Origin of the sequence: Thalassobacter sp. 16PALIMAR09 (genome assembly GCF_000765485.1) — a bacterium.
GTDB classification, from domain to species: domain Bacteria; phylum Pseudomonadota; class Alphaproteobacteria; order Rhodobacterales; family Rhodobacteraceae; genus Thalassobacter; species Thalassobacter stenotrophicus.
The window spans coordinates 317,247-343,393 of the sequence record NZ_JHAK01000003.1 but is presented as its reverse complement, the minus strand read 5'-3'; the positions used below and the strand labels follow the sequence as shown (position 1 = coordinate 343,393).

The 26,147-nt window shown below is 55.4% G+C and carries 23 protein-coding genes and 1 tRNA gene; 6 read left to right on the top strand and 18 right to left on the bottom strand.

Features of this window, described 5'->3' with window-relative positions:
* The first annotated feature begins 519 nt into the window (after positions 1-519).
* Positions 520-595: transfer RNA gene (locus PM04_RS09075), tRNA-Thr, on the top strand.
* 729 nt (positions 596-1,324) lie between these two features.
* Here PM04_RS09075 and PM04_RS09070 read toward each other — a convergent pair.
* Positions 1,325-2,494: a polysaccharide biosynthesis/export family protein gene (locus PM04_RS09070; protein ID WP_152594008.1), complete on the bottom strand. Its 1,170-nt coding sequence runs from the start codon at positions 2,492-2,494 to the stop codon at positions 1,325-1,327.
* Between the two features lie 321 nt (positions 2,495-2,815).
* Between PM04_RS09070 and PM04_RS09065 the strand changes: the two genes are divergently transcribed.
* Together PM04_RS09065 and PM04_RS09060 are read left to right on the top strand one after the other, a co-directional pair.
* Complete coding sequence (locus PM04_RS09065) at positions 2,816-3,520, top strand: sugar transferase (RefSeq protein ID WP_081945998.1); 705 nt, start codon at positions 2,816-2,818, stop codon at positions 3,518-3,520.
* 50 nt (positions 3,521-3,570) lie between these two features.
* Positions 3,571-3,891, top strand: coding sequence for a hypothetical protein (locus PM04_RS09060; RefSeq protein WP_038005838.1), 321 nt, complete (start codon positions 3,571-3,573; stop codon positions 3,889-3,891).
* A gap of 7 nt (positions 3,892-3,898) precedes the next feature.
* Here the strand turns inward: PM04_RS09060 and PM04_RS09055 are convergent, their stop codons facing one another.
* From PM04_RS09055 to glpD, 14 genes are all read right to left on the bottom strand, one after another.
* Positions 3,899-4,522: a hypothetical protein gene (locus PM04_RS09055; RefSeq protein ID WP_038005837.1), complete on the bottom strand. Its 624-nt coding sequence runs from the start codon at positions 4,520-4,522 to the stop codon at positions 3,899-3,901.
* Positions 4,523-4,528: 6 nt separating this feature from the next.
* On the bottom strand, positions 4,529-5,146 hold the full coding sequence (locus tag PM04_RS09050; RefSeq protein ID WP_038005836.1) for a hypothetical protein: 618 nt from the start codon (positions 5,144-5,146) through the stop codon (positions 4,529-4,531).
* A 155-nt stretch (positions 5,147-5,301) separates the two neighbouring features.
* Positions 5,302-7,590: a polysaccharide biosynthesis tyrosine autokinase gene (locus tag PM04_RS09045; protein WP_152594009.1), complete on the bottom strand. Its 2,289-nt coding sequence runs from the start codon at positions 7,588-7,590 to the stop codon at positions 5,302-5,304.
* Positions 7,591-7,827: 237 nt separating this feature from the next.
* Positions 7,828-9,201 carry an O-antigen ligase gene (locus tag PM04_RS09040; RefSeq protein ID WP_038005834.1) on the bottom strand — a complete coding sequence of 458 codons (1,374 nt, stop codon included), beginning with the start codon at positions 9,199-9,201 and terminating at the stop codon, positions 7,828-7,830.
* Positions 9,198-9,935, bottom strand: a complete 738-nt coding sequence (locus PM04_RS09035) for a metallophosphoesterase (protein ID WP_052068337.1) — start codon at positions 9,933-9,935, stop codon at positions 9,198-9,200. The genes PM04_RS09040 and PM04_RS09035 overlap by 4 nt, the downstream gene beginning before the upstream one ends.
* A gap of 521 nt (positions 9,936-10,456) precedes the next feature.
* Positions 10,457-11,608, bottom strand: coding sequence for an iron-containing alcohol dehydrogenase (locus PM04_RS09030; protein ID WP_038005832.1), 1,152 nt, complete (start codon positions 11,606-11,608; stop codon positions 10,457-10,459).
* Positions 11,609-11,617: 9 nt separating this feature from the next.
* Positions 11,618-13,105: a glycerol kinase GlpK gene (gene glpK / locus PM04_RS09025; RefSeq protein WP_038005830.1), complete on the bottom strand. Its 1,488-nt coding sequence runs from the start codon at positions 13,103-13,105 to the stop codon at positions 11,618-11,620.
* A 99-nt stretch (positions 13,106-13,204) separates the two neighbouring features.
* Positions 13,205-14,929 (bottom strand): ABC transporter substrate-binding protein, encoded by a 1,725-nt coding sequence (locus PM04_RS09020; protein ID WP_038005828.1) that lies wholly within the window; start codon positions 14,927-14,929, stop codon positions 13,205-13,207.
* Between the two features lie 76 nt (positions 14,930-15,005).
* The gene (locus PM04_RS09015) at positions 15,006-15,278 is read right to left on the bottom strand and encodes a DUF2160 domain-containing protein (protein WP_038005826.1); all 273 of its coding nucleotides are present in this window, start codon (positions 15,276-15,278) and stop codon (positions 15,006-15,008) included.
* Positions 15,279-15,292: 14 nt separating this feature from the next.
* Positions 15,293-16,138: a carbohydrate ABC transporter permease gene (locus PM04_RS09010; protein WP_038005825.1), complete on the bottom strand. Its 846-nt coding sequence runs from the start codon at positions 16,136-16,138 to the stop codon at positions 15,293-15,295.
* Between the two features lie 3 nt (positions 16,139-16,141).
* Positions 16,142-17,011, bottom strand: a complete 870-nt coding sequence (locus tag PM04_RS09005; protein WP_038005823.1) for a carbohydrate ABC transporter permease — start codon at positions 17,009-17,011, stop codon at positions 16,142-16,144.
* Positions 17,011-18,087, bottom strand: coding sequence for an ABC transporter ATP-binding protein (locus PM04_RS09000; protein ID WP_038005821.1), 1,077 nt, complete (start codon positions 18,085-18,087; stop codon positions 17,011-17,013). The genes PM04_RS09005 and PM04_RS09000 overlap by 1 nt, the downstream gene beginning before the upstream one ends.
* 9 nt (positions 18,088-18,096) lie before the next feature.
* Positions 18,097-19,185, bottom strand: coding sequence for an ABC transporter ATP-binding protein (locus tag PM04_RS08995; protein ID WP_038005819.1), 1,089 nt, complete (start codon positions 19,183-19,185; stop codon positions 18,097-18,099).
* Positions 19,186-19,193: 8 nt separating this feature from the next.
* Positions 19,194-20,780 carry a glycerol-3-phosphate dehydrogenase gene (glpD, locus tag PM04_RS08990; RefSeq protein ID WP_052068338.1) on the bottom strand — a complete coding sequence of 529 codons (1,587 nt, stop codon included), beginning with the start codon at positions 20,778-20,780 and terminating at the stop codon, positions 19,194-19,196.
* Between the two features lie 259 nt (positions 20,781-21,039).
* Between glpD and PM04_RS08985 the strand changes: the two genes are divergently transcribed.
* Positions 21,040-21,816 carry a DeoR/GlpR family DNA-binding transcription regulator gene (locus PM04_RS08985; protein WP_038005817.1) on the top strand — a complete coding sequence of 259 codons (777 nt, stop codon included), beginning with the start codon at positions 21,040-21,042 and terminating at the stop codon, positions 21,814-21,816.
* On the opposite strand, the gene PM04_RS08980 is transcribed toward PM04_RS08985, so the two are convergent.
* A complete protein-coding gene (locus tag PM04_RS08980) occupies positions 21,813-22,676 on the bottom strand; it encodes an alpha/beta fold hydrolase (protein WP_038005815.1) in 864 nt (287 codons plus the stop codon). The two genes, PM04_RS08985 and PM04_RS08980, sit on opposite strands and share 4 nt — an antisense overlap.
* 191 nt (positions 22,677-22,867) lie before the next feature.
* On the opposite strand from PM04_RS08980, the gene PM04_RS08975 reads away from it, so the two are divergent.
* The gene (locus PM04_RS08975; RefSeq protein ID WP_038005813.1) at positions 22,868-23,755 is read left to right on the top strand and encodes a LysR substrate-binding domain-containing protein; all 888 of its coding nucleotides are present in this window, start codon (positions 22,868-22,870) and stop codon (positions 23,753-23,755) included.
* Entirely contained in the window at positions 23,752-24,495 is a 744-nt protein-coding gene (locus PM04_RS08970) for a sulfite exporter TauE/SafE family protein (RefSeq protein WP_038005811.1), read from the top strand. Before PM04_RS08975 ends, PM04_RS08970 begins: the two co-directional genes overlap by 4 nt.
* Here the strand turns inward: PM04_RS08970 and PM04_RS08965 are convergent.
* Both PM04_RS08965 and PM04_RS08960 read right to left on the bottom strand, forming a co-directional pair.
* Positions 24,492-25,166, bottom strand: a complete 675-nt coding sequence (locus tag PM04_RS08965) for a fumarate hydratase C-terminal domain-containing protein (RefSeq protein ID WP_038005810.1) — start codon at positions 25,164-25,166, stop codon at positions 24,492-24,494. The two genes, PM04_RS08970 and PM04_RS08965, sit on opposite strands and share 4 nt — an antisense overlap.
* Entirely contained in the window at positions 25,163-26,119 is a 957-nt protein-coding gene (locus PM04_RS08960; protein WP_038005807.1) for a fumarate hydratase, read from the bottom strand. The genes PM04_RS08965 and PM04_RS08960 overlap by 4 nt, the downstream gene beginning before the upstream one ends.
* Between the last annotated feature and the right edge of the window lie 28 nt (positions 26,120-26,147).

Sequence of the window (26,147 nt, the reverse complement as noted above, 5' to 3'; positions counted from 1 at the left end):
GCATTTCTGAGACAGCATGCTATCTCGGGCGGGCAGCGTTTAACGTTGTAGCCATGCGGGGGTGTGTATCTGCCAGGATCCCCCCCGTGTGGCGCTCTTCCCACCGCAGCAGCGGGACAGGGAGACCATCCAAAGAAGCGCGCAGAACTGCCACCTTCGGGACGTCATTAAGGGCGCCGGTTGAGGCACATGCCCAAAAGTTCGCCGAATTTCTGTGCATTCGCCTATAATTGAGGCGGCTTGATGTGCTGGTGGTTTTCTGACCTGCCGAGTCGACGTTTTCATCGCACACATCGGGTCGGGCAAACGCTGGATAAGTAGGAGGCGCGTCATTAACTGGGCGGTGTGGGAATGCGGGCCGATGGATGCATTGGCTCGAAACGCGAGGCACGCAGGTTTCGCTGAATGAACGGCAGAACACGGTAGAATTAAAGCACCTCGGTTGTGCACAAAGGCCAAGAAACAAGGTAACTTCGCTTCTTGCAGTCCCTCTTATTGCCCGCTAAATCATCGCCAGTGGCCGCTGTAGCTCAGATGGTAGAGCACGTCATTCGTAATGATGGGGTCGTAGGTTCGAGTCCTATCAGCGGCACCAATTGAAAAAATGACCTATACCTTACAGATCATTATACATTCACCCCAATTTTACCCGCTCGGCATACCACCTTTCGATGGTCCCTCAGTCCTGAGAGTTTCCTGAGCTTGTAGTACCCTTTCATCAACATAGCAGTGGTCTCTGGCGTCATTGTTGTAATGCTTTTGATGGACGTTCTGCGTTTGATTAAGTCACTGGCCATCACTTAAGTTCAGCAAGCATTAGACTTGAGCCCCTCATGATCCTGCGGTGCAGCCCGCTGCAACTGTTCCTGCAACGGGAATAACTTTGCTCCGCAAATGGAAGGATCGACGATAGCGGAGACACTAGAGAAGCCGGAAGTACTCGTATTGAAGCTGCCGTGAGGTGAAGTTTGCCACCGTTAAAGAATGTCCGCCACAAAGGCGTGCGCCAAATCAGCCTTATGCAGCAGACGATTTTCGACGGCGTATTTTTGAGGCTGGAGTGCGGCCTAATCGCAAAACACTGACATCTGAGAAGTCATTGCGCGCGTCCATGCTGTTGGACGCGCCGCATGAGCGAGCCATCACCCGCCCACTATCGCGCAACAAGCTGATCCAGCTTCGACGCGTCGCTGCGCAAAAGAGGGGCCCTGCTGATCTGAAGCGAACTGGACATGACCTTTAGCTCTTTTCGGTCATTAGTTCCGGTGACCTTGTGCTTTCTCCGACTTACCCAGCCAGAAAGGCATAGCATCCCGCAATCCATTCAATTCGACGTTCCAATCGTTGCGTCACGCACAAATTCTGCGGGGGTCGGTGAGAAATTGGTAAACACGCTGAATACAGCTGAAATTTCCTCATTCAAGCTATCGGCAATGTAGATCAAATCGTCTTCGGCCATCTTGAACTCTTTGGCCGCAAACAACGACTGCGGAGAGGATAAATCGATGTTGAAGATTGCAGGGACCGGGTCAGAGCCAAAAGTGGTTGCATCAATGCCCAGCTCTGTGGCCGCCTGAGACGAAATTTCACGATAGATAAACACACCGCTTTTGTCAGCGCGTCTATTCAACAGACCACCGGCGAGCCCGAGTGCTTCCGCAAGGCTAAGAGAAGGTACATCATAGGTAATCGTTGTGTTTTGCCCACCCGCCCCAAGAACTGTGAGACGGCGCGCGGGAGGTTCAATGGAAATCACATCACCATGTCGGACATGGATATTGTACCGTGGCGTTTCATAGACACGGTTCAGTTGCGTTCGACCCGTTTGACCATTGCGACTGTAAGAAATCTCTAGATTCTCAGACTGACCATCTGGCCCACCAGCTTCTGCAAGGATTTCCACCAAATGGGTATTATTCTGTGTGATCGAATACGTGCCAGGATTGACGACAGCACCCAAGATCGCGACCCGTGCGCTGCGTCGTTCTGCAATCCGAACAATGACTGAGGGATCTATCAACACCTCCCCTAGCCGACGTTCGAGAAAACGCTCAAATGCCTGAGGTGATTGGCCTTCGGCGCGGACACGACCCAGCGGTGGTACGCTGATCATTCCGTCAGAGCCAACTTCCTGTGCCGGCAAGGCCGTTGTTGAAATCGGAGATAAGGTTGAATTCGTCAGGTCAATGAATCCAGCTTCGCTTGTAGAGACAACGGATACTTCCAAAATATCGCTGCGGCCAATTATGACAGGGCTAGCCCCAACATCCTGGATGAAACTACGGACTTGTGATTTTTCGAGCCACTCTGTTGCCGTTTTTGCTGAACGAGTGCTGACAGGAACGACAGCAAATTGGCTGACTTGTTCTTGTTCGGCGACGACAGCCTTATCATTCGTTAGAATATCTTGTGTGCGGGGGCCACTGCCGGCACACCCCGTCAATATAGTTGCAATCATCAAGCCTGAAATGTAGCGCATGAAAATATCACTCAAATTATTTATTCCACACAGCACTTTTTAGACTAATTTTTCAATTACCTGTAAAATTTAATTCAGAGGTGTCGCATCAAAGTCACTTCCCATCAAACTGCTTAAAGCCATCACATGAGAATCCTCGGCTATCAGCTCGCCCAATGAGAATCGGGGTTTCTACTGATAAGCCTGCTGCGCGAATATCTACTACGGCTAATTTTTAATCATACTGACCGGCTCGAGGGGGTAATTTTTCTTGCAAATGGTGTTTGCACTAGATTGAACGCGTTAACCTATTAACCTATTATTAGGTTTTGTTACGATTGAATTAGGTTGATAAGAATGCGCCAGTACCTGGATATTGAGCACTACAGAGAGTTTCGCGTCGGAAGCCCAGTGCTTAGTCTGGAAAGCTATACTATCCATGAGCTCATTAAGAAAAATGAGCCCGAGATATCGAGCAAATTCCGTACATTCAAAGTCATATTGGATTATACCTGTGCACTGATCGCACTGCCTACGATCGCCTTCATTGCGATTATTCTGCTTATTCTGAACCCCTTCTTCAATCGAGGGCCTCTGTTTTTTCGCCAATCCCGCGTAGGTCAGTTCGGCCGCACATTCCGTATGTGGAAGTTTCGCACCATGCTGCCCGCAAAGGACGAGGTACGCGCACCCAATGCCGCTGTAGAAGAAAATCGGATAACACCTTTGGGGCGTTTTTTGCGCAAGACACGTATTGATGAAATTCCGAATCTCCTCAACGTTCTCACTGGAGAGATGAGCGTTATTGGTCCACGCCCTGATGCGGCAAGTCATGTTGAATATTATGCGCCACGCGTACACGGTTACGCAGATCGTCACCGCGTCAAACCGGGTATCACGGGATTGGCACAGGTTGAGCAGGGTTATGTTGAGAGCGAAGACGCAACGGCCATAAAGACAATGTATGACAACCTGTACGTAGAACGTATGTGCGGACGTCTCGATATTTATATTATGTTGAGGACGTTTCGTGTTATGCGGACCGGGTTCGGCGCCAAGTAGTTGGTATTTAGATTGAAATGTGTTATTAATAAGCGACTTGGAGCGCAGTTATGAAATCGATTAAAAAAATCCTTATGGCAGCAGCATTTGTAGCGTCTTCGACACTACCATCGGCGGCGATAACAAACGCAGAAGTTCTTGATGCGATGAATCTGCGCATTGCTGAAATTTCGCAGCAAATGGCTGCGGTGCAGTTAGAGATTTCTGCCGCGACCAATCCAGCGGATCAAGCTGTCCTCTTGCGCGAGTTGCAGGTTTTGAATGTACGTCGGGGTCAGCTGAGATCACTGTCGCGAATTGTTCCTCGTTATAATGAGCGGTTTCTTGTGAGGATCGTTACTCATTTTGACCTCGATGTAAGCGTCGCCTAAGGCAACTTCACATCGTTAGACTGTCCGCATTTGCAAACGGCTGTAGGTGCGGCAGCGTTTCGGCGTGAAATCGAAAGGCGCCTTTGTCGAACCTGTGCAGCGCTTCAAAGTCACGCTGAATCGCTAGCGTATCGATATCGGAAAGTATGACGGGTTCGATATCTGGTGTTGTCAGAACGCCGATCAGTGCGATCCGTGTATCCGCCAACACGCGATTATTGGGCGCCAATTTCCAAGATTTTCGGAGCGCATCAATCGCTAGCTCATTGTCAGCGATCCGAGCATATCCCCAGCCAAGCGATGCCCACGCATACGCGTTCCCCGGGTCAAGCCGCACGGAAGTTTTCAACGCTTCAATCGCCATAAGAGCACGCTGCTCTGCCAGTGCTGGATCCGCCAATTCGTCGCGAGCCTCGGTATCACCCGACACCAATGCGTCTGCTGCTAAAAACCCGTATCCGCGTTGAAAGGCATAGGCACCTTTGTCGTACATGGCCGTGTTGGCCGCGACGCGCCAATCGCCCAACACTGTCTCTCGTCGCGCATCCGGATCAAAAGCGGGCGTTTCCGATAGCGTCACGATGATAGACGCTCCCGATAACAACAGGAGCGCCAAAGACAGTAATTTCATCTACTCTCAGGACTTCTTAGATTTTCTGCGCAAGGCAATCAGCAGCAAGCCACCACCGGCAAGCAATGGAAACGATGCCGGAAGCGGGATCGGGGATACGGTTTGGAGTTCGATCTCGATGCCTGTTACGTTACCCGCCGTGTCGAAGCGCAAAAAGTTAAAGCCAGGCTCCGGAGTGATATCAATGATATTCGGATCGGCAATAGATGCGCTGGCCCCCGTTGTGAGCAAGACGAAGTCAAAGGATTCGAGAACGCTACCAGTGGACAGGTCAACGGTAGCTTCGGCAATCAAGAATTCTGGCTGTGTCCACGTCTGAGAAATTCCGCCCAAGTCCAAGCTCAGTTGTAGCGTAGACGGAAACAGATTGAAGGCAGCGCCGAATGTATCGAAGGAAACGACAGAAGAACCGAATCCGTTCGGCACAGCATCGAGAGTGTCATAGGAAAAAGACAACGTACCGGCCTGATTAACCGGATCCACGTATAATGTATCTTGGCTGAGTGTGGATGTGTTGAAGTTAGATGTTACGAAGACATCCAATGCCCCTGTGACAGTTGCTGCTGAAAGGGGGCTAGCCAATGTGACGGCGGTTGCGCCGATTGCCAGTAAACTCTTGATCATGTTTCAATACCCAAACTTAATTACAACGCTTAACGCTAATGCTTTGTATTAATATATTCTTAACTTCTTAATTTAGCCAGTATTATCCGCAGCACTAGAAATCATATATGTATAGTTTCTACATCAAGTATAGTCAGCCATAAATTCTATGATTGTTAGCCGTAATAATCTTTATACCGCCCCTTGTAATAGCTGTATCCCTCATAGGAATACCGACTAGCTTTCTCTTCATTGATCAGGGTCATGACAACACCGGCGAGCGGAGCATCGATCGACTTAAGCTCCTTGAGCCCCTCCATCACGGCCCCACGGGGAGTGCTGTCCCAGCGCACTGCATAGACAACCGCATCCGCTAGCTTGGAGATAATCCGGGCATCGGTCACCACCAACGTTGGTGGTGTATCCAGGATCACCAAATCATATTCTTGCGACAGCTCTTCGATCAGTTCTTCAAACTTCTTGGACGACAAAATGTCAGCGGCATTGATGTTTTTGTTCCGCTCCCCGCTGCGTGTCATCAGAACGTGCAGCCCCGACTCTGGATCTTTGAAGACCGCATCTTCAATCTCCGTCGTGCCCTCGAGAACTGAGATTAAGCCGGGCTGACCATCCGCTGCGTTCAACAGCCGTGCAAGCGCGGGCAGGCGTAAATCGCAATCGACAATAATGGCGGATTTCCCCATCTGCCGGCTGGTCATAGCTATGAGCATGGATGAAGTCGACTTCCCTTCCCGCGGCACGGATGACGTGAACATCACCACTTTGGGCGGTTTGTCGATGTTGGAAAATAGGATGCTTGTGCGCAGGTTTCGAATGGATTCCGCGAGCGAAGAAGACGGTTTTTCCCTAAAATGCTTAATGATATCGCTGCGCTTCATACGCGATCCGATAGCAGGCAGAACGCCCAGAACATTTTCCCCGCTCAAGTCTTCTAGCTGGTTTGGTGAGCGGAATGTGTTGTTGAGGCGATCTAGCAAAAAGACAAGGCCAACTCCGACGATACCACCCAAGAGGACCGCTATCATAAGTGCGCGGCGCTTGACCTGTCCTTCCGGAAAAAGGGGTTGTTCTGCTGGCGACAGAACCCGTGCGTCTGCTTCTTGCAGGTCTTCTTGTTCAGATGTCTCCTGCAAGCGACCTAGGAAGTTTTCATACAGAACCCGGCTGGCTTCTGCCTCGCGGTCCAGCTGGCGCAACTGCACCTGATTGCGCGATTGCTCTAACGCCTTTTGCTCCAGGCGACGGACCTCATCCATCAGGGAGGCTTCCTGAGCCTGTGCGGCTTTTAGATCAATTTCAGACGCGGACACGATGCGCCCCGCTTCGGCAGAGATGTTACGCTGCACTTCAGTGAGTTGTTGCTCAAGACGCACAAGTGCAGGGTGTCCTGCCCGCACTGTTCCTTCTAGCGCCACGCGTTGTGCCAGCAGTTCGTCTTGCTGTTGGCGGTAGCGTTGTATCAGGGCTGAGGCACGAAACTCTGAAATTGCACCTAAATCGCGGTCGTTCTCGACCGCATCGGTAAGGCGATTGTAAAGCGCCTCTAGGCGGGACCCGTTTGCCCGTGCCGTGGCCAATGATGCGTTCAAAGCTTCTAGCTGTTGCTGTGTAACCTCCAGTGTCTGTCCGGTTTCGTCCGACAATTCGGACCGTGCTGCCTCGACGTTTTCTTCTGCCGTTTGCACCCGGAGCCGCAGCTCTTCTACGCGCGTGCTGAGCCATGACGTCGCCGCGCGGGTGGCTTCGAGTTTTGCCTCAAGTTGGTCCACGATGTATTGCTCTGCGATCGTGTTGACGACTTGTGCCGCCGTGCGTGGGTTATCGGAGACATAGGAAATCTGGATCACACGGCTCCGACCAACCGGCTGTAAGCTTAACCCGGCAAGCACATTATTAATAACCTCAAGACGCTCACGCCGTGCGGCCTCGATCGGGTCGGGTTCTGGCGGCGGGGGCGAGATCAAGCCGATGTTCATGGCTAGATCTGTCACCTCAGGAGGTATGGCGACGATGTCATTAATGCGGTCTAGAATGGTTGGCTCAGGAATGCGCAGAACCGGATTAAACTCTGGGTTTTGATCGAGTCGTAACTCTTCGATCACCCGCTCAATCAGATTGGTGGAACGCAACACCTCAACCTGATCTTCCAGTGCACTTGCGTCAAACTGCTGATTAACCAGAACCTCTTCGATATTCACGACGTTGGTCTGTTGGATATCAAACATGACCTTTGCGGATGCACGGTAGGTTGGCTCCATTTGTGATACAGCGAGAAACCCAAACACCGATGCAATAATCGTGCATATGACAACGATCCACTTACCGCGCCACAAGGTTGTAAACAGGCTGCGCAAATCAATGGTATCATCATCAGCTTCGTATGCAGGCGGTTGCTGCACCATCTGCACGGGGTAGGAAGCCTGCTCTAATCTATTCAGCTTCAATGCCTTGACCTTTCAACACGGTCGACCATTACAATCAAAATTAAATTCACAATAAACTGCGTCTAAACTAAGGAAAAAATCGTCAAAAGAAAAGCTGTTACTCTGATCGGGTAGATCACAAGTAATTTAGTCGCGGCATATCATATTCACAAATTGCCCTAGGCAACAGGTATAAATATCAAACTGAGATAATTCGAGCTTCAGGCACAATTTTTATTCCAATGCATCCGCATTAATTTATCGATTTCGGCGGCGCACTTTTTCAGGTTTCATCACTGCATCTACTTCGGCACGCGTGAAACTTTGTGTAAATCCCAATGCCAAAATGACAGCAAAAAGTGCGGCTGTGGCAGGCATTTGCAAGCTGAAATCAAACCCAGAATGCAGCGCGGCCGTGGCGATACATCCCAGTGCAAAGCAAGGAAACACACGGTTATCCCGGCGTCGGATCGTACCCCGCCAGATTTGCCAAGTCAGCAGAGCGTGTGCAAGCAGCATGGCACCCGTGGCTGGCAGGCCAAGTCCAAAGGCCAGTTCCAGATAGGTACTGTGAGCGCGCACCCATTCGCCAGAGGCGCCTTCCAAGGGGATATAAGGGCGGAAAGCTTCGTGAAACGCACCGATCCCGTGCCCTAGGAGTGGGCGATCAAGAATACCCTCGATCATCGCAGGGTAGACGGTAAAACGTCCTTCAGTGGCATCTGTGGCGATCAAACGTTCCAACAAGCCCGTCGCACTGGTGGCCCCAATGAAGATCAGGACCACAAGAATCACAAGCGGCAAAACAAGGTTGCCGCTACGGTGTTTGTCACTTCGGCCCCAAGCCAACAAAAACACGGCTAGGCCGAACACTGCGGCCCCGCCTCCTGCACGGGATTGGGTCAAAGATAGCGCCCCTAGGCATATCAGCGCCCCTAACGCGTAGATCCATCCGCCGGTAAAGAACGCCTCGAGGCGGCGACGCACGTCATCGTCGCTTTGCCCCGTGACGTGCAAATAGGCCGAGATATTCGCCAGTACGCCAAATGCGGCATAAGTGGCATAGTTGTTCCGGTTCACAAAGCTCGCTTGCACGATGCCGCTATTGGTAAAGTCTCCAAGGATCGGATTTGTGCCCGTTGCAAAGGCATAAAGGCCATACCCCGCCAGTGCGCCTGAAAACAGGGCAATAGCCTTCAGAACGCGCCCTGCCCTGTCGGATTTTGTACAGGTCCATACCATAACCACAAACACCATCGCATAGCACAACAGGCGCATTACCGCGTGTCGCCCTTGGCCTGGGTCTGCAGAGATGGCTGGGGGCGCATCTGGTACAACATCCCAAACGGGATGGGCAAAGTGGTGCAGCAGCCCTGGTGTGGATTGAACCCAGCCCCAAAGCACCGCGATCATAAAGAGTATCCCTGGCGCCAAAGCACGTTGCAAAGCCAATGGCACCGGGTTTGTGAACGTCGCAGCGACCTGCAACGCAAATGCAAGGGTCACCCCGATCATCAGCAGCGACCATGACACAGGGCGGTTCGCCCCAAGGGCCAGCGCCGACAGCAATACCATGCTCAGAACAACCATACCGATGATGCCCTGAACGCGTGGGAAACGCTCTCCCCTCATGGCATCAAGTCCTGCACGTCCACATGAAGAAACGTTTCGGCCTCATCCAAGCGTACAGCCGTTAACCGCCCGGAATAATAGGCGCCGGTATCCACACAGATACGCTCTGGGCGCACGACGGGTTCATGATCCGCAAAATGTCCGTGGATCAGTCGGTGACCAGGCAGCCCAGCATCTTCCCCAGATGGGATGTGCCCCCAAAGCAAGGCAGCGTCAGGTTGCTCTTGTAGGCTTAGCGCAGGATCGAGGCTGGCATGGGCAAAGATTATCTCGCCTGACACCGTATATCTCTGCAAACCTCTAAGAAACGGAACATGGTCTTTGGCTTTTTCATACAAAGCATCGCGCGTGACCAGAAGTTCGGCCTTTTCGGGATCTCGTGAGACCGGTGCAAGGCCATAGCTGCTCAAGGTTTGACGCCCCCCCCAACCAAGCCAGTCTGCACCGCGAATGGGGTCTTCCAGAAATGCCAACATCGCAGCTTCATGGTTGCCCATCAGAAACTCAAAGACGTTTGTCTCCGTCTTCGCAATGTCGCACAGTTCCGTTAGGACCTGCGCAGATTGATCTCCGCGATCGACATAATCACCAAGGAAAATAAATCGCGCCTCTCGTGCATCTTGAAATGAGCCTGCATCATCCGCAAGCTGACGCAACATGTACGTCAAAAGGTCATGACGTCCGTGAATATCGCCGACGGCATAGACACGCTCACCAGCTGCTACCTTGGGCAACTGACATGGGGCATCACTCGACGCCCGTTTTAAAAAATACTTAATCAAATCGTACACACATTAATTACTTGATACTTACTTAGTCTAAAATAGATGCTTTATCTAGATACTCGACAAACAATAAGAGATGCCTTCAAAGGAATTCCTTGGAAACGGTGGCTTGCAAATCAACCTCAAGGCCGCGTGCTGCGGCATGTTGAAGTCAGATGCTGCGCCGGTTCATAGCTTTGCGCGGTGCGTCCGTTTTCGCACACCATATCAGCGGGGGCTTAGCTCGGATATCCTGCTGATCAATTTATGAAGCTAGGGCATTTTCAAGCTTCGACAGCGCATAATGGTCCAACGGAGAAAACCAACGACCGACACTCCCCTCATCTATAAGGTCGGCCTTTCTAATTTCAGACGCATCTTGGCCGATATCTGGGAGCAGATGCATATTTCGCGCAGCGTCTCGAGCAAAGTGCGCGCCACCTATCGGCCGCTTCGCGTGCTTCTCCAAATTTAACCAATTGAACGCACAGTCAGAGCGCCGCGGTTAGAATCTCAGCGTAGTCTGAGGGTGTGAGCGGCACACCATTTTTGCGGCTAGACGAGGCGGAGGCGGACTGCGCCGCAAGGATTTCGATGTCGGAGGCGGCGACACCGAACGCCGCGAGCCGTGGCAGGCCTTGGGCCTCTTGCCATGCTTCCAGTCCCGACATCGCATCGCCCCCCAGCGCGGGCGCAAAGGCCGCAGCGATGGCCGATGCACATTCCGTCAGGCGAGTATGGATCTCAGTTCCCTGCTCGGCCACTGCAAGGTTTTGGCGCAGGACCGGCATTAGCAAGCGTCCACAAAGGGCGCCGTGGGGTGCACCGTAGCGCCCACCCAAGACAGATGCAGCGCCATGAGCGGCTCCGAGGCCCGAGTTCGCCAAGGCGATCCCACTGGTCAGGCTAACCCATGCCATGTCATTCCAAGCGTCATCGTCGCCGCCTGACAGCACTGCCTTTAGCGCGGCCAACCCAACCGAGATATTGGGCCGTGTAAGTGCATCAGAAAATGGTGTTGCCGCGCAGGACGTGTAGGATTCGATCGTTTGCACAATAGCATCTAGCCCGGAAGACAGCACCGTATTGGGCGGCGCGGTGCGCAACAAACTGGGGTCCACAAGTGCGACCGCCGGGAACAAGGCGCGGCCTCGCAGGCTGACTTTCGCCTGCTTTGAGGGGATTTCTAGCACAGCGTTCGCCGTGACCTCGGCCCCGGTGCCTGCCGTTGTCGGCACGGCGATGCACGGAACAGTGGCTACCTTATCGAGTAAGTGTTGCGGGACTTCCGCAAAATCATCCGTCAGAAGCAATCCGTGGCTGAGGCAGAAGGCAACGGCCTTACCGCTGTCCAACACCGCGCCACCGCCACAGGCCACGACCGCGTCGATGGGACCACCCTCCAAGCTCGTAACGATCGCATTAATCGACGCCACCGAAGGTTCTTTGGCGCAAATAATATCCTCAACCGATAGTCCGGCTTGCTTAAGCGCCTCCCGCACGGGACCTGCTGCAATGCCGCTTGCGCCCCGCAAAAGTGCCACCCGCTTGGTGCCCGCGGGCAGAGCCTCTGCGATGTCGTTACTCACGCCATTGCCAAAGCGCACAATCGTCGGGACCGAAAAGGAGAAGGACGGGCTCATCTGGTCACCTCAGAACGCGAGAGTGGATTGCACCGCCCGCTGCCACGCGGCGTATTTCGTGGCGCGCGTGTCCTCGGGCATGCTGGGCTGGAACTGGCGGTCTAGCGCCCATGTGCGGGCGAATTCATCTTGGCCCGGCAATGCGCCAACCTGCATACCCGCCAACCACGCAGCCCCGACTGCAGTGGTTTCCAGCACCTTGGGTCGATCCACCGGGGCACCGATAATGTCGGCCAAAAACTGCATGGTCCAGTCAGACGCGCTCATCCCGCCGTCCACACGCAGAACCGGCGCGGCATCGTCTGAGGCCCAATCGGCACGCATCGCTTCCAGCAAATCACGGGTTTGATAGCCCACGCTTTCGAGGGCGGCACGGGCCAGTTCTTCGGGGCCGGAATTGCGCCGAAGACCAAAGATGGCGCCACGGCATTCGGGGTTCCAATAGGGCGCGCCGAGGCCGGTAAAGGCAGGCACCATGACCACCGATTGCGTCGGATCAGCAGCCTCAGCCAAGGGTTGCGTATCGGCTGCGTGGCGGATCATCTTGAGCCCGTCGCGCAGCCATTGCACCACTGCGCCTGCAATAAAGATCGAGCCTTCGAGCGCATAGGTCGGTTTGCCATCAAGCTGATAGGCGATGGTTGTCAGAAGCTGGTTGTGCGATTTCACCGGCACATCGCCCGTGTTGAGCAAGGCAAAACACCCTGTCCCGTAGGTCGATTTCAACATGCCCGGCTCAAAGCACGCCTGCCCCAGCGTCGCTGCCTGCTGATCGCCTGCGACACCCCGAATGGGAATGGCACGCCCAAAAAGATCGGGGCGCGTTTCGCCAAAGTCAGCCGCACTATCCTTAACCTCTGGCAGAAGCGACATCGGAATATCGAACAGGTCGCAAATTGTCTGGCTCCAACGGCCTTTGCGGATGTCATACAGCATGGTGCGCGCCGCATTCGTAGCATCAGTGGCGTGGACGCGACCGCCCGTGAGTTTCCAAATCAGAAAGGTATCGACTGTGCCGAATAACAAATCACCCCGGCGCGCCATATCGCGGGCACCCTCGACGTGATCGAGCAGCCATTTGAGCTTGGTCGCGGAAAAATAGGGGTCCAGCAACAGCCCAGTGCGGTCATTGACCATGGCGGCATGACCCGCTTCGCGCAGTGCAGTACACGTGTCGGCCGTTCGACGGTCCTGCCAGACGATGGCGTTGTAAATGGGTTTGCCGGTGTCTCGGTGCCAAACAAGCGAGGTTTCCCGCTGGTTGGTGATGCCAATGGATGCAATCTCGCTGGCATCAACGCCCGCGCGTTCAATCGCGGCACGGCAGGTGCCTGCGGTCGTGGCCCACAGATCGTCGGGGTCATGTTCAACCCAACCGGATTGTGGAAAAATCTGGGGGAACTCTTCCTGCGCCGAGGCCACAGGCGTGAGAGAGGCATCAAACAGGATCGCCCGCGATGACGTGGTGCCCTGATCGATGGAAAGAACGTAAGTCATAGTAGTGGCTCTGTTTGATAGCGGGGTGGGCAGAACCACCCGAAAATATGCGGGGCGCCCTATAAGAAGGCGCCCCACACCAGGGAGATCAGAAGTGGCTTAGTTCTGCCAGGATTTGATCAGCTCGTCATAGGCGACGGTCTGTGGTGTCTCATCCTCGTTCTCCAGCTTGGGGAACGGGGCCCCAGGCTGAGCGAACCAGTGATCGGCACCAAGCTCTTCGTTCATGACGGGACCAAGGTCGCCCTGAACGCCTGCGCGTTCCAGACGGCTCATGACAGCTTCTTGAGCTTCACACAGAGCATCCAGCGCTTCTTGTGCGGTCTTTTGACCGGACATTGCATCGCCGATGTTCTGCCACCACAGCTGCGCCAAACGTGGGTAGTCTGGCACGTTGGTGCCCGTGGGCGACCATGCCACACGCGCGGGCGAGCGGTAGAATTCGATCAGACCGCCAAGTTTGTCGGCGCGATCGGTGAAGTGATCAGAGTTGATGGTCGATTCGCGGATGAACGTCAGACCCACGTCGGACTTTTTCAGGTCCACCGTCATGGAAGTCACGAACTGCGCATAGAGCCATGCGGCTTTGGCGCGGTCCACAGGTGTGGATTCCATCAGCGTCCAGGAACCAGCGTCCTGATAGCCAACCTTCTGGCCTTCTTTCCAGTAAACACCATGCGGCGAGGGTGCCATACGCCACTTGGGCGTGCCGTCCTCGTTCATGACCGGCAGATCGGGCTCAACCGTGGCGGCTGTGAACGCGGTGTACCAGAACATCTGCTGAGCGACATTCCCCTGAGCCGGGATCGGACCAGCTTCCGAGAAGGTCATACCAGCGGCTGCGGGGGGCGTGTATTTCTCAAGCCATTCAATCGCTTTTTCAACGGCGTAAACAGCCGCAGGAGCGTTGGTTGCACCACCGCGCGCCACACAAGACCCGACAGGTTGGGAGTTTTCGTTCACACGAATGCCCCACTCATCAACGGGCAGGCCGTTCGGCTCACCCACGTCGCCCATGCCAGCCATGGACATCCACGCATCAGTGTAACGCCAACCCAGCGATGGGTCTTTTTTACCGTAGTCCATGTTGCCAAAGACTTCGCCTTCGACACCGAGGTGGCTCAGATCACGGCCGGTAAAGAACTCAGCAATGTCCTCATATGCCGACCAGTTGATTGGAACACCCAGTTCATAGCCATAGGCGGCCTCGAAGTCGGCTTTGTTCTTTTCGTCGTTGAACCAATCGTAGCGGAACCAATACAGGTTCGCGAACTGCTGTGTTGGCAGCTGGTACAGTTTGCCATCGGGGCCAGTGGTAAAGCTGGTGCCGATGAAGTCATCAAGGTTCAGCGTGGGCAGGGTCACATCTGCGCCCTCGCCGGCCATCCAGTCGGTCAGGTTACGCACCTGCTTGTAGCGCCAGTGGGTGCCAATCAGGTCACTGTCGTTGATGTAGGCGTCATAGATGTTTTCGCCCGACTGCATCTGTGTTTGCAGCTTTTCGACCACGTCGCCCTCGCCGATCAGATCGTGTGTGATCTGAATACCAGTGATCGCGGTGAATGCGGGCGCCAGCACTTGGGATTCGTATTCGTGGGTTGTGATGGTCTCGGAGACGACCTTGATTTCCATGCCTTGGAAAGGTGCCGCGGCGTCCACAAAGAACTGCATCTCTGCTTCTTGCTCTGCACGCGAGAGCACGGAAAGACCCGCGATCTCATTGTCGAGGAACGCCATCGCGGCGTCCATATCGGCAAAGGCTGGCGACGCCGTCAGGGACGTCGCAAGGGCCAAGGCCGTTGAGGTTCTGAGTGACAAGTTCATAAAATTCCTCCCATTTTGAACTTTGGTTCTTAACTTTACCGGGCACATCCTCACCCCGGCTATTTCACCCACTTGGTCACACGTATCGGAACACCAATACCGCGTAGACCGCGCAGATCACGAGGGCCCACCACTGGGCCATATCCGCCAATCCCAGCCAAGCCAGATTAATAAAGGCCGAGCCGAGGAGCGTGATGAAAAGTCTGTCGCCCCGTGTCGTTTCAATCCGCAGGACACCGACGCGCGGGGTCTCGGGGAACTTGATCGCAAGGATCGTGAACGTGATCAAAAGGCTTGCGATCACCATAAAGAAAATCGCGGTGGGCCATGTCCATGCCATCCATTCCATGTCGGCGCCTCCCCCTAAACTCGACCCAGGGCAAAGCCCTTGGCGATGTAATTACGAACAAAATAGATCACGAGCGCACCCGGCACGATTGTCAGAATGCCAGCCGCCGCCAACACGCCCCAATCAATGCCCGCAGCCCCTTGGGTCCGGGTCATGATTGCGGCGATCGGTTTGGCATCCACGGTCGTCAGCGTCCGCGACAACAACAGTTCCACCCATGAGAACATGAAGCAGAAAAACGCCGCAACACCGATGCCCGATGCGATCAGCGGCATGAAAATTTTCGCGAAAAACCGCCCAAACGAGTAGCCGTCGATATAGGCCGTTTCGTCGATTTCTTTGGGCACGCCGCGCATGAAGCCTTCCAAAATCCAGACCGCGAGCGGCACGTTGAACAGGCAATGCGCCAGCGCCACCGCGATATGCGTGTCAAACAAACCTACGCTTGAATACAGTTGAAAGAACGGGAGAGCGAACACGGCCGGTGGCGCCATGCGGTTTGTCAGCAGCCAAAAGAACAGGTGTTTGTCGCCCATGAAGTGGTAACGCGAAAACGCGTAGGCCGCCGGCAGCGCAACCGCGAGGCTGATGACCGTGTTCATCACCACGTAGATCAGCGAGTTGATGTAGCCCGTGTACCACGCAGGGTCCGTCAGGATCGTGCGGTAGTTATCCAGCGTCGGGTTCGTGGGCCACAGTGTAAAGGTGCTCACGATCTCAGTGTTGGTCTTAAAGCTCATGTTCAGGAGCCAATAGATCGGCAGCATCAAGAACAGCAGATAAAGCCCCATGACGATGGTACTGCTTTTGACCTTTGGCAATGCGCGAGCCTTGGGGGCGGTGATGGATGCGACGGTCATGGCTTAACCCTCCCGCTTTTCGAGGTTGGTCATGACGGTATAAAACACCCATGAGATCAAGAGGATCGTCAGGAAGTACATGATCGAGAACGCAGCCGCAGGACCCAGATCAAACTGACCAAGCGCCATTTTCACCAGATCAATCGACAGCATCGTTGTCGTGGACCCCGGACCACCGCCGGTAACAACAAATGGCTCGGTATAGATCATGAAGCTATCCATAAACCGCAGAAGGATAGCAATCATCAAGACACCCATCATCTTGGGCAACTCAATGTAGCGGAACACGGCCCAACGGCTGGCTTGGTCGATTTTGGCGGCTTGATAATAGGCGTCGGGGATGGATTTCAGGCCCGCATAGGCCAGCAAAGCCACCAGAGATGTCCAGTGCCAGACATCCATCACGATAATCGTCACCCATGCCGCGAACGGGTCACTGGTGTAGTTGTAATCCACCCCAATGGCCGCAAGTGTATGCCCCAAAAGGCCAATATCAACGCGGCCAAAAATTTGCCAAATCGTGCCCACCACGTTCCATGGGATCAACAGTGGCAGCGACATGACGACCAGACAGAAGCTCACCCAAAACCCGCTTTTGGGCATGTTGAGGGCGATAAAAACGCCAAGCGGAATTTGGATCAGAAGGATAATGCCCGAGAAAATCAACTGCCGTCCCAGCGCATCCCACATCCGGTCGTCGCGGAGCATTTCTTTAAACCACTCCAAGCCGGCCCAGAAAAACTGGTTGTTCCCGAAAGTGTCCTGCACCGAATAATTGACCACCGTCATCAACGGGATCACGGCCGAGAACGCCACAAGAACCAGCACCGGAAGAACAAGGAACCATGCCTTTTGGTTAACTGTCTTTTCCATCAGGCGGCCTTTCCTGCACGACGCCAATCGTTGACGTAAACGTTTACATGAGCGGGATCGAAGGTCACGCGCGTCATATCGGGTGAGATTGAAGTGTCCTCACCAGCAACAATGTTGATTTCACTGCCAAAGAGGTCCGCGCGCACAATCTTGTGGCGGCCCACATCCTCAACCCGGCGGACTTTGACTGGCAGGCCTTCGCCTTCGGTCAAGGTCACGAACTCAGGCCGGACGCCGATTTCGACCTTGCCGTCCAGCGCATCGTAGGCTTGTGGCAGGGCAACGGTCGCGCCGTGGATATTCGCCATCTGCCCATCAATCGCAGCGGGAATCACGTTCATCCCGGGTGAGCCGATGAAATAACCGACGAACGTATGCTCGGGCCGCTCAAACAGCTCTTGCGGGGTACCGATCTGCACCACTCGTCCGTCATACATCACGACGACCTTATCCGCGAAGGTCAGGGCCTCCGTCTGGTCGTGGGTGACATAGATCATCGTGTGGCCAAATTCGTGGTGCAGCGATTTAAGCTGCGTGCGCAGTTCCCACTTCATGTGCGGATCGATCACGGTCAGCGGCTCATCGAACAACAGGGCGTTCACGTCCTCCCGGACCATGCCGCGTCCTAGGCTGATCTTTTGCTTGGCATCTGCGGTCAGGCCACGCGCACGTTTGCCCAGCTCTGCCTCCATCCCGATCATCTGCGCAATCTGCTGCACGCGGTCCGCAATATATTGCGGGCGCGCGCCCCGGTTTTTCAGCGGAAAGGCGAGGTTATCGCGGACGGTCATCGTGTCGTAGACCACCGGAAACTGGAACACTTGGGCGATATTGCGATCCGCCGTTGAGGCGTGCGTGACATCGACATCATCAAACAAAATCCGCCCCTGACTGGGGTGCAGAAGGCCGGAAATGATGTTCAAAAGCGTGGATTTACCACAACCGGAGGCCCCCAAGAGGGCATATGCCTCACCATCGGCCCAGTCGTGGTTCAACTCCTTCAACGCAAAATCATCTTCGCCTTTCGGCGAGGGCAGGTACGAATGCGCAAGGTTATCGAGCGTAATTTTTGCCATGATGCCCCCTCAGGCCGCCAGCGCATAGGACGCGGGCGCGACCAGTTCGCCGCCCTCGCCAAAGATGTAGACATGGCGCGGATCAAGATAGACCTTGAGGGCCGCCCCCAGTTCCAGATCGTGTACGCCGTGGACCAAGCCGACCCAGCGCTCTCCGTGGTGATCAAGGTGCACGAACGTCTCAGACCCGGTCAATTCTGTCACGACCAACTTGGTCTCGAACGCCATTGCACCGTTGGCGTGAGCGTTAATTTCAACATGGTTGGGGCGGAACCCAGCCAGATATCGGCCATCGGCCAAGCTCTCCATCGGGCCCATTGCAGGCGCGCTTTGACCATCACCAAACATGATCTTTGATCCTGTTTTGCTGACCCGCAGAAAATTCATTGGCGGATCACTGAACACCCGTGCGGTGGTCGCATCAACAGGCTGGCGGTAAACGGTCGGCGTGGGGCCAAACTGGGTTACGCGCCCCTCAAACAGGGCCGCGGTAGAACCACCCAGCAACAGAGCCTCTTCGGGTTCGGTGGTCGCGTAAACAAAAATCGAACCCGCTTCTTCAAATATCTTGGGGATCTCAACGCGCAGTTCTTCGCGCAGTTTGTAGTCTAGGTTCGCGAGCGGCTCATCCAGCAAAACCAAGCCTGCGTCTTTTACAAGCGCGCGGGCCAGTGCGCACCGCTGTTGTTGCCCACCCGATAGCTCAAGCGGTTTGCGATCAAGCAACGGCGAAAGCTGCATCAGATCAGCAGCCTTTCGCACGGAGGCGTCAATTTCAGCACGCGATTTACCAAGCAACCGCATGGGCGAAGCGATGTTGTCGTAGACCGTCATGGTCGGATAATTGATGAACTGCTGGTAAACCATCGCGACCTGCCGGTCCTGCACGCGCATCCCGGTCACATCCTGACCTTGCCAGAAAATCTGACCTGTCGTCGGCTTATCCAGCCCCGCCATCAATCGCATCAATGACGTTTTTCCTGACAGCGTAGGCCCCAGCAAAACGTTCATTGTCCCCTTGTTCAGGGTCAAATCGGTTGGATAAATATGTGTCTGGCCACCTATGACCTTGGACACATTTCTAAGCTCGAGTGTCATAGCCCCCCCTATTCCGCTGCCGCAGTTTGTTGCGACGTTAGAACGTCCTGCATCCACTCGTCGAGATGTGCAATTTGATCTTTGTTCATTAACAAGCCCAGCTTGCTGCGCCGCCAGACAACATCATCAGCCAGCTGCGCGTATTCATTTTTCATCAGCCACCGAACCTCTTTTTCGGTCAAGCTGGCGCCAAAATTTTCGCCCATATCAGCCAATGATTTAGCGTCGCTCAGCATGTCTTTGGCGTCCGTCCCGTAGGCGCGGACCAGCCGCTGCGCCCATCGAGCTGAGACGAACGGATAGGCAGCACGAACGTCTTGGATCAGCTGATCAACACCGGAAACCGGGAAATCCCCCCCGGGAAGCGGCACACCCGCCGTCCACGGCTGGGACAGGTCAGGGAACACTTTGCCAATCTCTTCCAACGCGCTCTCAGCCAATTTACGGTAGGTCGTGATCTTGCCGCCAAACACGTTCAATGCGGGCGCGCCGCGGCTTTGGTCCAGCTCAAGCACATAATCCCGCGTGGCCGCAGTCGCGCTGCTGGCACCGTCATCATAGAGAGGGCGGACGCCAGAATACGTCCAAACGACATCGGCATCACTGATCGGCTCAGCCAAGTACTGATTGATGAAATCAATCAGATAGCTTTGCTCCTCAGCGGTGCATTCGGGTGCTTTGCTGGCATCATCATGATCCGCATCAGTGGTCCCGATCAGAGTGAAATCCGTCTCATACGGAATGGCGAAGATGATCCGCCCATCCGTGCCTTGGAAAAAGTAGCACTTATCGTGGTCATACAGCCGCTTTGTCACAATATGGCTGCCGCGCACCAACCGCACACCACCTTGCTGGTTGCTTTTCAATGTGCCGCGCAGAACATCGCCCACCCAAGGGCCTGCTGCATTAACGACCATGCGCGCAGTAATGGTTTCGCTGGCCCCCGTCGCAGTGTTTTCCAGCGTCACCCGCCATCCACCATCCACAGGGTCGGCAGACACAACCTTTTGGCGCGGCAGGATTTTGGCACCACGTTCTTCCGCGTCACGAGCGTTCAGGATGACAAGACGCGAATCTTCGACCCAGCAGTCGGAATACTCATACGCATGTTCAAATTTGGCGTTCAGCGGCGCGCCTTCTGGCCCGTCGCGCAAATTGCGGCGCGACGTTCCGGGTAGCAGTTCCCGGCCGCCGAGATGATCGTACAAAAACAGGCCTAGCCGGATAAGCCACGCAGGGCGACGCCCCTTCATCCATGGCATCGCGACGTTCAGCAGCTTTGATGTCGGTGTCGTAGAATCGAACCGCATGCTTTTGTGGTAGGGCAACACAAACCGCATCGGCCAAGAGATATGCGGCATCGCTTTGAGCAGGATCTCACGCTCAATCAGGGATTCCCGCACCAGCCGGAACTCAAAATACTCAAGGTACCGCAGACCGCCATGAAACAGCTTGGTTGAAGCAGAGGACGTCGCCGAACCGATATCATTCATCTCGGCCACAGCAACCGACAGGCCACGCCCAGCGGCGTCCCGTGCGATCCCGCACCCATTGATGCCCCCACCGATTACCAGCAGGTCGAACCTCGGTTCCATGAAACCTTCCTCCCACACGGGCCTCCCGCCCGTTGGTGAATTTGTGGCAAGAAACGCGCACATATGGAAGATAAAAATGTTCGTTTGTGATCGAAATTTAAAATCCTTCGATAAATCAAAGGGATATGATTTCAAATATCAGCGAAATCTTGCGTATATCTCGATAGACACAGACAAAATGCGTCCACTTCTGCAAAGTCCTCATGGAATCGAACATAAACGCGCTATAACGGTGGATAAGCGAAAATAAGGTGTCCCAATGGTTCAAACACTGCGCAAACCCGAGATCATTAACATCGCGCGGCGCGAAGGGCTCGTGACGGTTGAGGGTTTGGTGTCTCACTTTGGGGTGACGCCGCAAACTATCCGGCGCGACCTGACCGAATTGGCCGATTCAGGTCAGCTAGAGCGCGTACATGGCGGTGCGATACTGCCCTCGACCACAGCGAACATCGGCTACAGTGAACGGCGTGAGTTGAACAATTCCGCCAAAGTGGACATCGCCCGTGCCTGCGCCCGCGAAATTCCCAACGACTGCGCAATTTTCCTCAACATCGGCACAACGACCGAAGCCGTGGCGGCAGAACTGCTCCACCATGAGGGACTGATCGTTGTGACCAACAACATCAACATCGCGATGATCCTCTCCGCCAATAAGGCCATCGAAGTGGTCGTCACCGGCGGGAACCTTCGGCGCTCCGACGGTGGTTTGATCGGAGATTTAGCCAAACAAACCATCGGTCAGTTCCGGTTTGATTACGCGGTTATCGGGTGCTCTGCCCTGCACGAAGCTGGCGAAATCCTTGATTTTGATTTCCAAGAAGTCGGCGTCAGCAAGGAGATCATCAGCCGGAGTGAGCATGTTTTTCTGGTGGCGGACGCCTCCAAATTTGAACGCAAAGCGCCTGCGCGCATTGCCTCGCTCAGTTCGGTGGATGTGTTTTTCACAGACCACCCGCCGCCAAGCGGTACGCAATCCATGTGTCAGGCCGCCAACACCCGTATCGTCGTGGCCCCCCAGTCGATCACGCCCTAGCGCGCCGCCGCCAAGTGCTGGGACACTGCGGCCAGCACCTCATCGGGCCGCTCCTCTACCAAAAAATGCCCCGCATCTATGTCGTGCCCCGTGACATTCGGGAACCAAGCGCGCCACGCGTCCAGCGGGTGAATATGGCGGGCAATCACACCCCGCTGCCCCCACAAAACAAGGCAGGGAATATCGCTGGTGCGGCCTTCGTCTTGGGCGTCATGAACACGGTCGGCATTGGCTGCCGCCGTATAATCCGCGCACCATGCGCCAACTACGGCTGGGTTGCGCGCGGCTCGCTCATATTCCGCTAGTGCACGGGGATCAAACATCTCCTTTGACCCAGCCAGCCCCAGTAGCGCGGCATTCAAATAGCATATCGGATCTGCATTAATCAGGCGGCGCGGCATATCCCCGGGCTGGGCTAAAAACAGCCAGTGATAGTATCGTTGCGCCAGCCAATCATCCATCGTGCGCCACACATCTAGCGTCGGCAAAATATCCATTAGCACAAGCGATTGCACGACATCCGGATGGTCCAGCACCATCCGATGCGCCGTTCGGGAGCCCCGGTCATGAGACACAACATGAAACGTCTCATGCCCCAAGTGCCGCATCAAATAGACCTGATCTTGGGCCATCGCGCGAAACGTGAAATCATCCGTTTTGGCAACAGAATCGCCATAACCGCGTAGATCGGCCACGACAACGCGGTGCGTCTTTGCCAGTTCTTCTGCCACCACGTGCCACATCACATGCGTTTGTGGATATCCATGCAGCAACAACACAGGTGGGCCATCGCCGCCCACACGGGCGTGAATGGTCGCATCGGACACGTCCACATCAATCTCTTGAAAACCCGAAAACATCTGCCTGCCCCCCTGCTGCGCGCCTCACCTCACTATGCCCGGCAATTTACGGCCCGCAAGGGGCGGATTGCGATGGCGAGCATAGGCGACTTATGCGCTTTCCCCCCTTCACAACGGTCACTATAGGTTACACGCGAACCAACGACGCTGCGGAAATCGAAAGCTATGCTTAATCTTATGTGGTACCGCTCATGACCATTCGACTGCTCAAAACCCTTGTTGCAGTTGCTGATGCCAAGACCTTTAGCGCCGCGGCCAAGGTGGTGCATGTCACCCACGCCGCCGTGAGCCAACAGATGCGCACGTTGGAAGAGGACCTTGGCGTTGAGTTGTTCGACCGCAGCACCCGAACCCCCGAACTGACGCAAACCGGGCTAGAGGTCGTGACCCGCGCCCGCCAAATCATCAGCGATTATAACAACCTTGTGCCCTCCGTCTTGGCTGACGGCGGCCTTAGCGGGACAGTCACGCTAGGGGCGATCCCGACCACCCTGACCGGGCTGGCCCCCCGCGCCATGGCGATCCTCAAGGCAAAGTTTCCAAAAACAGGGCTGCATATCCGCCCCGGGCTCACCCGCGCCCTTTTGACAGATGTTGAACGCGGTGCATTGGACGCGGCGATCGTGACCAAGCCGCATCTGATGCCCGTGGGCCTAGATTTCTTTGAACTCGCACGCGAACCGCTTGAACTGATCGCCGCAGCGCAAGAGCCTGAGGATGACCCAGAGACCCTCCTCAAAAGTCGTCCGTTTATCCGGTTCAACCGCAACGCCGTGGTCGGATCGCTGATCGATACGTGGATTCTATCGAAACGTATCCGCGTGACCGAGACGATGGAACTGGACAGCCTTGAGGCCATCACCAGCATGGTGCAGCAAAACCTTGGCGTGTCGATTGTGCCCCGCCTCGCGGTGCCACAGGCAAGCGATACCCATGTCAAACGCATGGCGCTTGGCCCAGACGCTCCTCTGCGCATTTTGGGACTGGCCTACCGCGAGGATCAGATCAAAACCCGCGCCTTGCAAGAGATTTCCCAGGCTCTGCAAATGGTGGTCGATACCGCCCGAGAGGCCCCATGACCTACGACATATTCCTTTACTTGGCCCTTGGAGCAATGGCCGGTGGCTTTATCAATGGGCTTGCGGGCACCGGCACGGCGCTGTTCGCACTCGGCTTTTACCTTGTGGTGCTAGAACCGATCACCGCCGTGTTTATCGTGGCGTTCATGTCCGTTCTCGCGGGCCTTCAGGGGCTTTGGATTGTCCGGGCTGAGATCCTATCACAGCCCAAGCGCCTGCTGCGGTTTCTGATCCCGGGGCTGTGTGGCGTGTCGCTTGGGGTGATGCTGCTGGATCACATCAACGCGGGGACCCTGCGCCTCGCTATTGGTGGGTTGCTGATCGTTTATGGCGGCTATTTCAGTATGCGCGCCGCCCTGCCCGCGTTTGAGCGGCCGACCCCGTGGCTTGATAGCCTCGTGGGTCTGCTCGGCGGCATCCTCGGCGGGACCGCCAGTGTGTCGGGCGCATTGCCGCAAATGTGGGTATCGTTGCGCCCGTGGACCAAGTCCGAAACGCGCGCCGTGCTTCAACCATTCAACGTGGCCATCCTGTCCACAACGGTCGTAGTCCTCGCCTTCAAAGGGGCGTTTGATGCAACCGCGCAAACGGCTTTGCTGGTCACAGTCCCCCTTGGCCTGATCGCCGCACAGATCGGAATTGCAGTCTTTCGCAGGCTCAGCGACACCGGATTTCGCCGCCTCTTGATCCTTCTGACCCTCGCCATGGGTCTCGGGATTATGGCGAGTGAGCTGTTCTAGATCACCTCATCGGTGCGATCATCGCTTTCGCCGTAACGTTTAAGGACGGCAGGCTTTGTGCCCTCATAGACGCGCGCGACGTTTTCAGCGATTTTGGCGTTCTCGCGCTCGAACAGGCAGTCGCCGTTTAGGTCAGATGCCACGATAAACGGGCCCATCCGATTGCACCGGATAACCCACATCGCCTGCGCAAGGCCCAGTTCCTCATTCCAATGGACGGCTTCAACAGCTTCAACCCCGCGCCCCAAAAGGGCGCCCGTGCCATAGCCCACGGTCGACAGGTACACTGCGCCATTGGGCACAAAGTATTCCTTATAGTCCTTGGAGGTCATCCCCCCCTTGCCGACAATCAACTTAGCCCCGGTTTTGGCCATCCACTCGGGCAACCACTTGGCAAATCGGAACGAGGCCGTGGCCGTCACAGCCCCCATATCGAATGAGCCATCAGGATTGATCCGCGCCGCAGGCGAGCAGTGAAAGTTAGCGGCACTTTGTGATGGTAATTCCATCGGAATATTGGCCTGATCTTCCAGCGCGCGCATGTAAACGCCTTCGCGCGCCGTATACATCAAGCCATCCAAGTACACGACATCGCCCAACCGAAGGTCCGCAATAGCCTCGGCGCTGGGCGTGGTGGACAGACGGACTTCCCGGGGTTTGCGAGGGCTCATTCCGCGGCCTCCTGCTGGGGTTCCCACTCAACGGTTTCACGACGCTGATAATCCGTAAACCAGTCGGGGTCAGTGCGATGCTCAACCCGGCCATCCGCATGGATACGCGCCACGGCCCGCCGCGAGGACAAGCAGAACGCATGAACCGACATGGGCATCCCACCCGTGTGGCAATAGCCCACCTCAATATTGCAATCGATCACCATGTTTTTGCCTACAAACCCCATGGCCCCCATCCCGATGGAATTGCCCAACTCCTTGAACTCATCCTCCATCTCCGCGATCCGGGGGTCCGAATTGCGACTGCCTACGGTGCGCAGCACGCTCGCGCGTTTGCCCAATGTCATGCAGATATCCTTGGACCCACCAAGACCGATCCCGATGATCGCGGGCTGACAGGCCAGACCCCGTTTGCCAAAGGCCATCAAGCTATCCAGATAGAACCGCTTGATCCCTTGAATGCCATCGGATGGGAACAGCATCCGGTAATCTGTGCCGAACAACCCGCCTTTGTGGACAGTGATCAGATCAATCCAAGCACCATCCGGCTCAAACCCATACTCGATCTCAGGCGCGCCGATGCCGACATTGTTGTCATGGTCCGTCCGCCATAGCGGGTGCACCCGGTTCGGGCGCAGTGGCACGCCGTTGGTGGCGCTGGCCGTCGCGCGGCGCAACGCCGCCTCCAGCGCGATCATCCCGCCCTCAACCTGCGCCTCATTGCCCAGTTTCACGAACCAACGCGGCACGCCGGTGTCACCACACATCGCGCGGCGGTCCTCCTTCGCGGCCTCATAGTTATCAAGCATCGCCTGCAACACAAAGGACGACAAATCCCCATCCTCAGTCTCTGCGGCTTGTTTCAGCCCAGTGAGGTAATCCTCAGGGATCTCAATCGCGGCCTTGTTCATCAATGTTTCGGCGGTCGACTGGATAAGGTTGATGGGGATCATTGCAGACGCTCCGGCAAATCAAGAAATG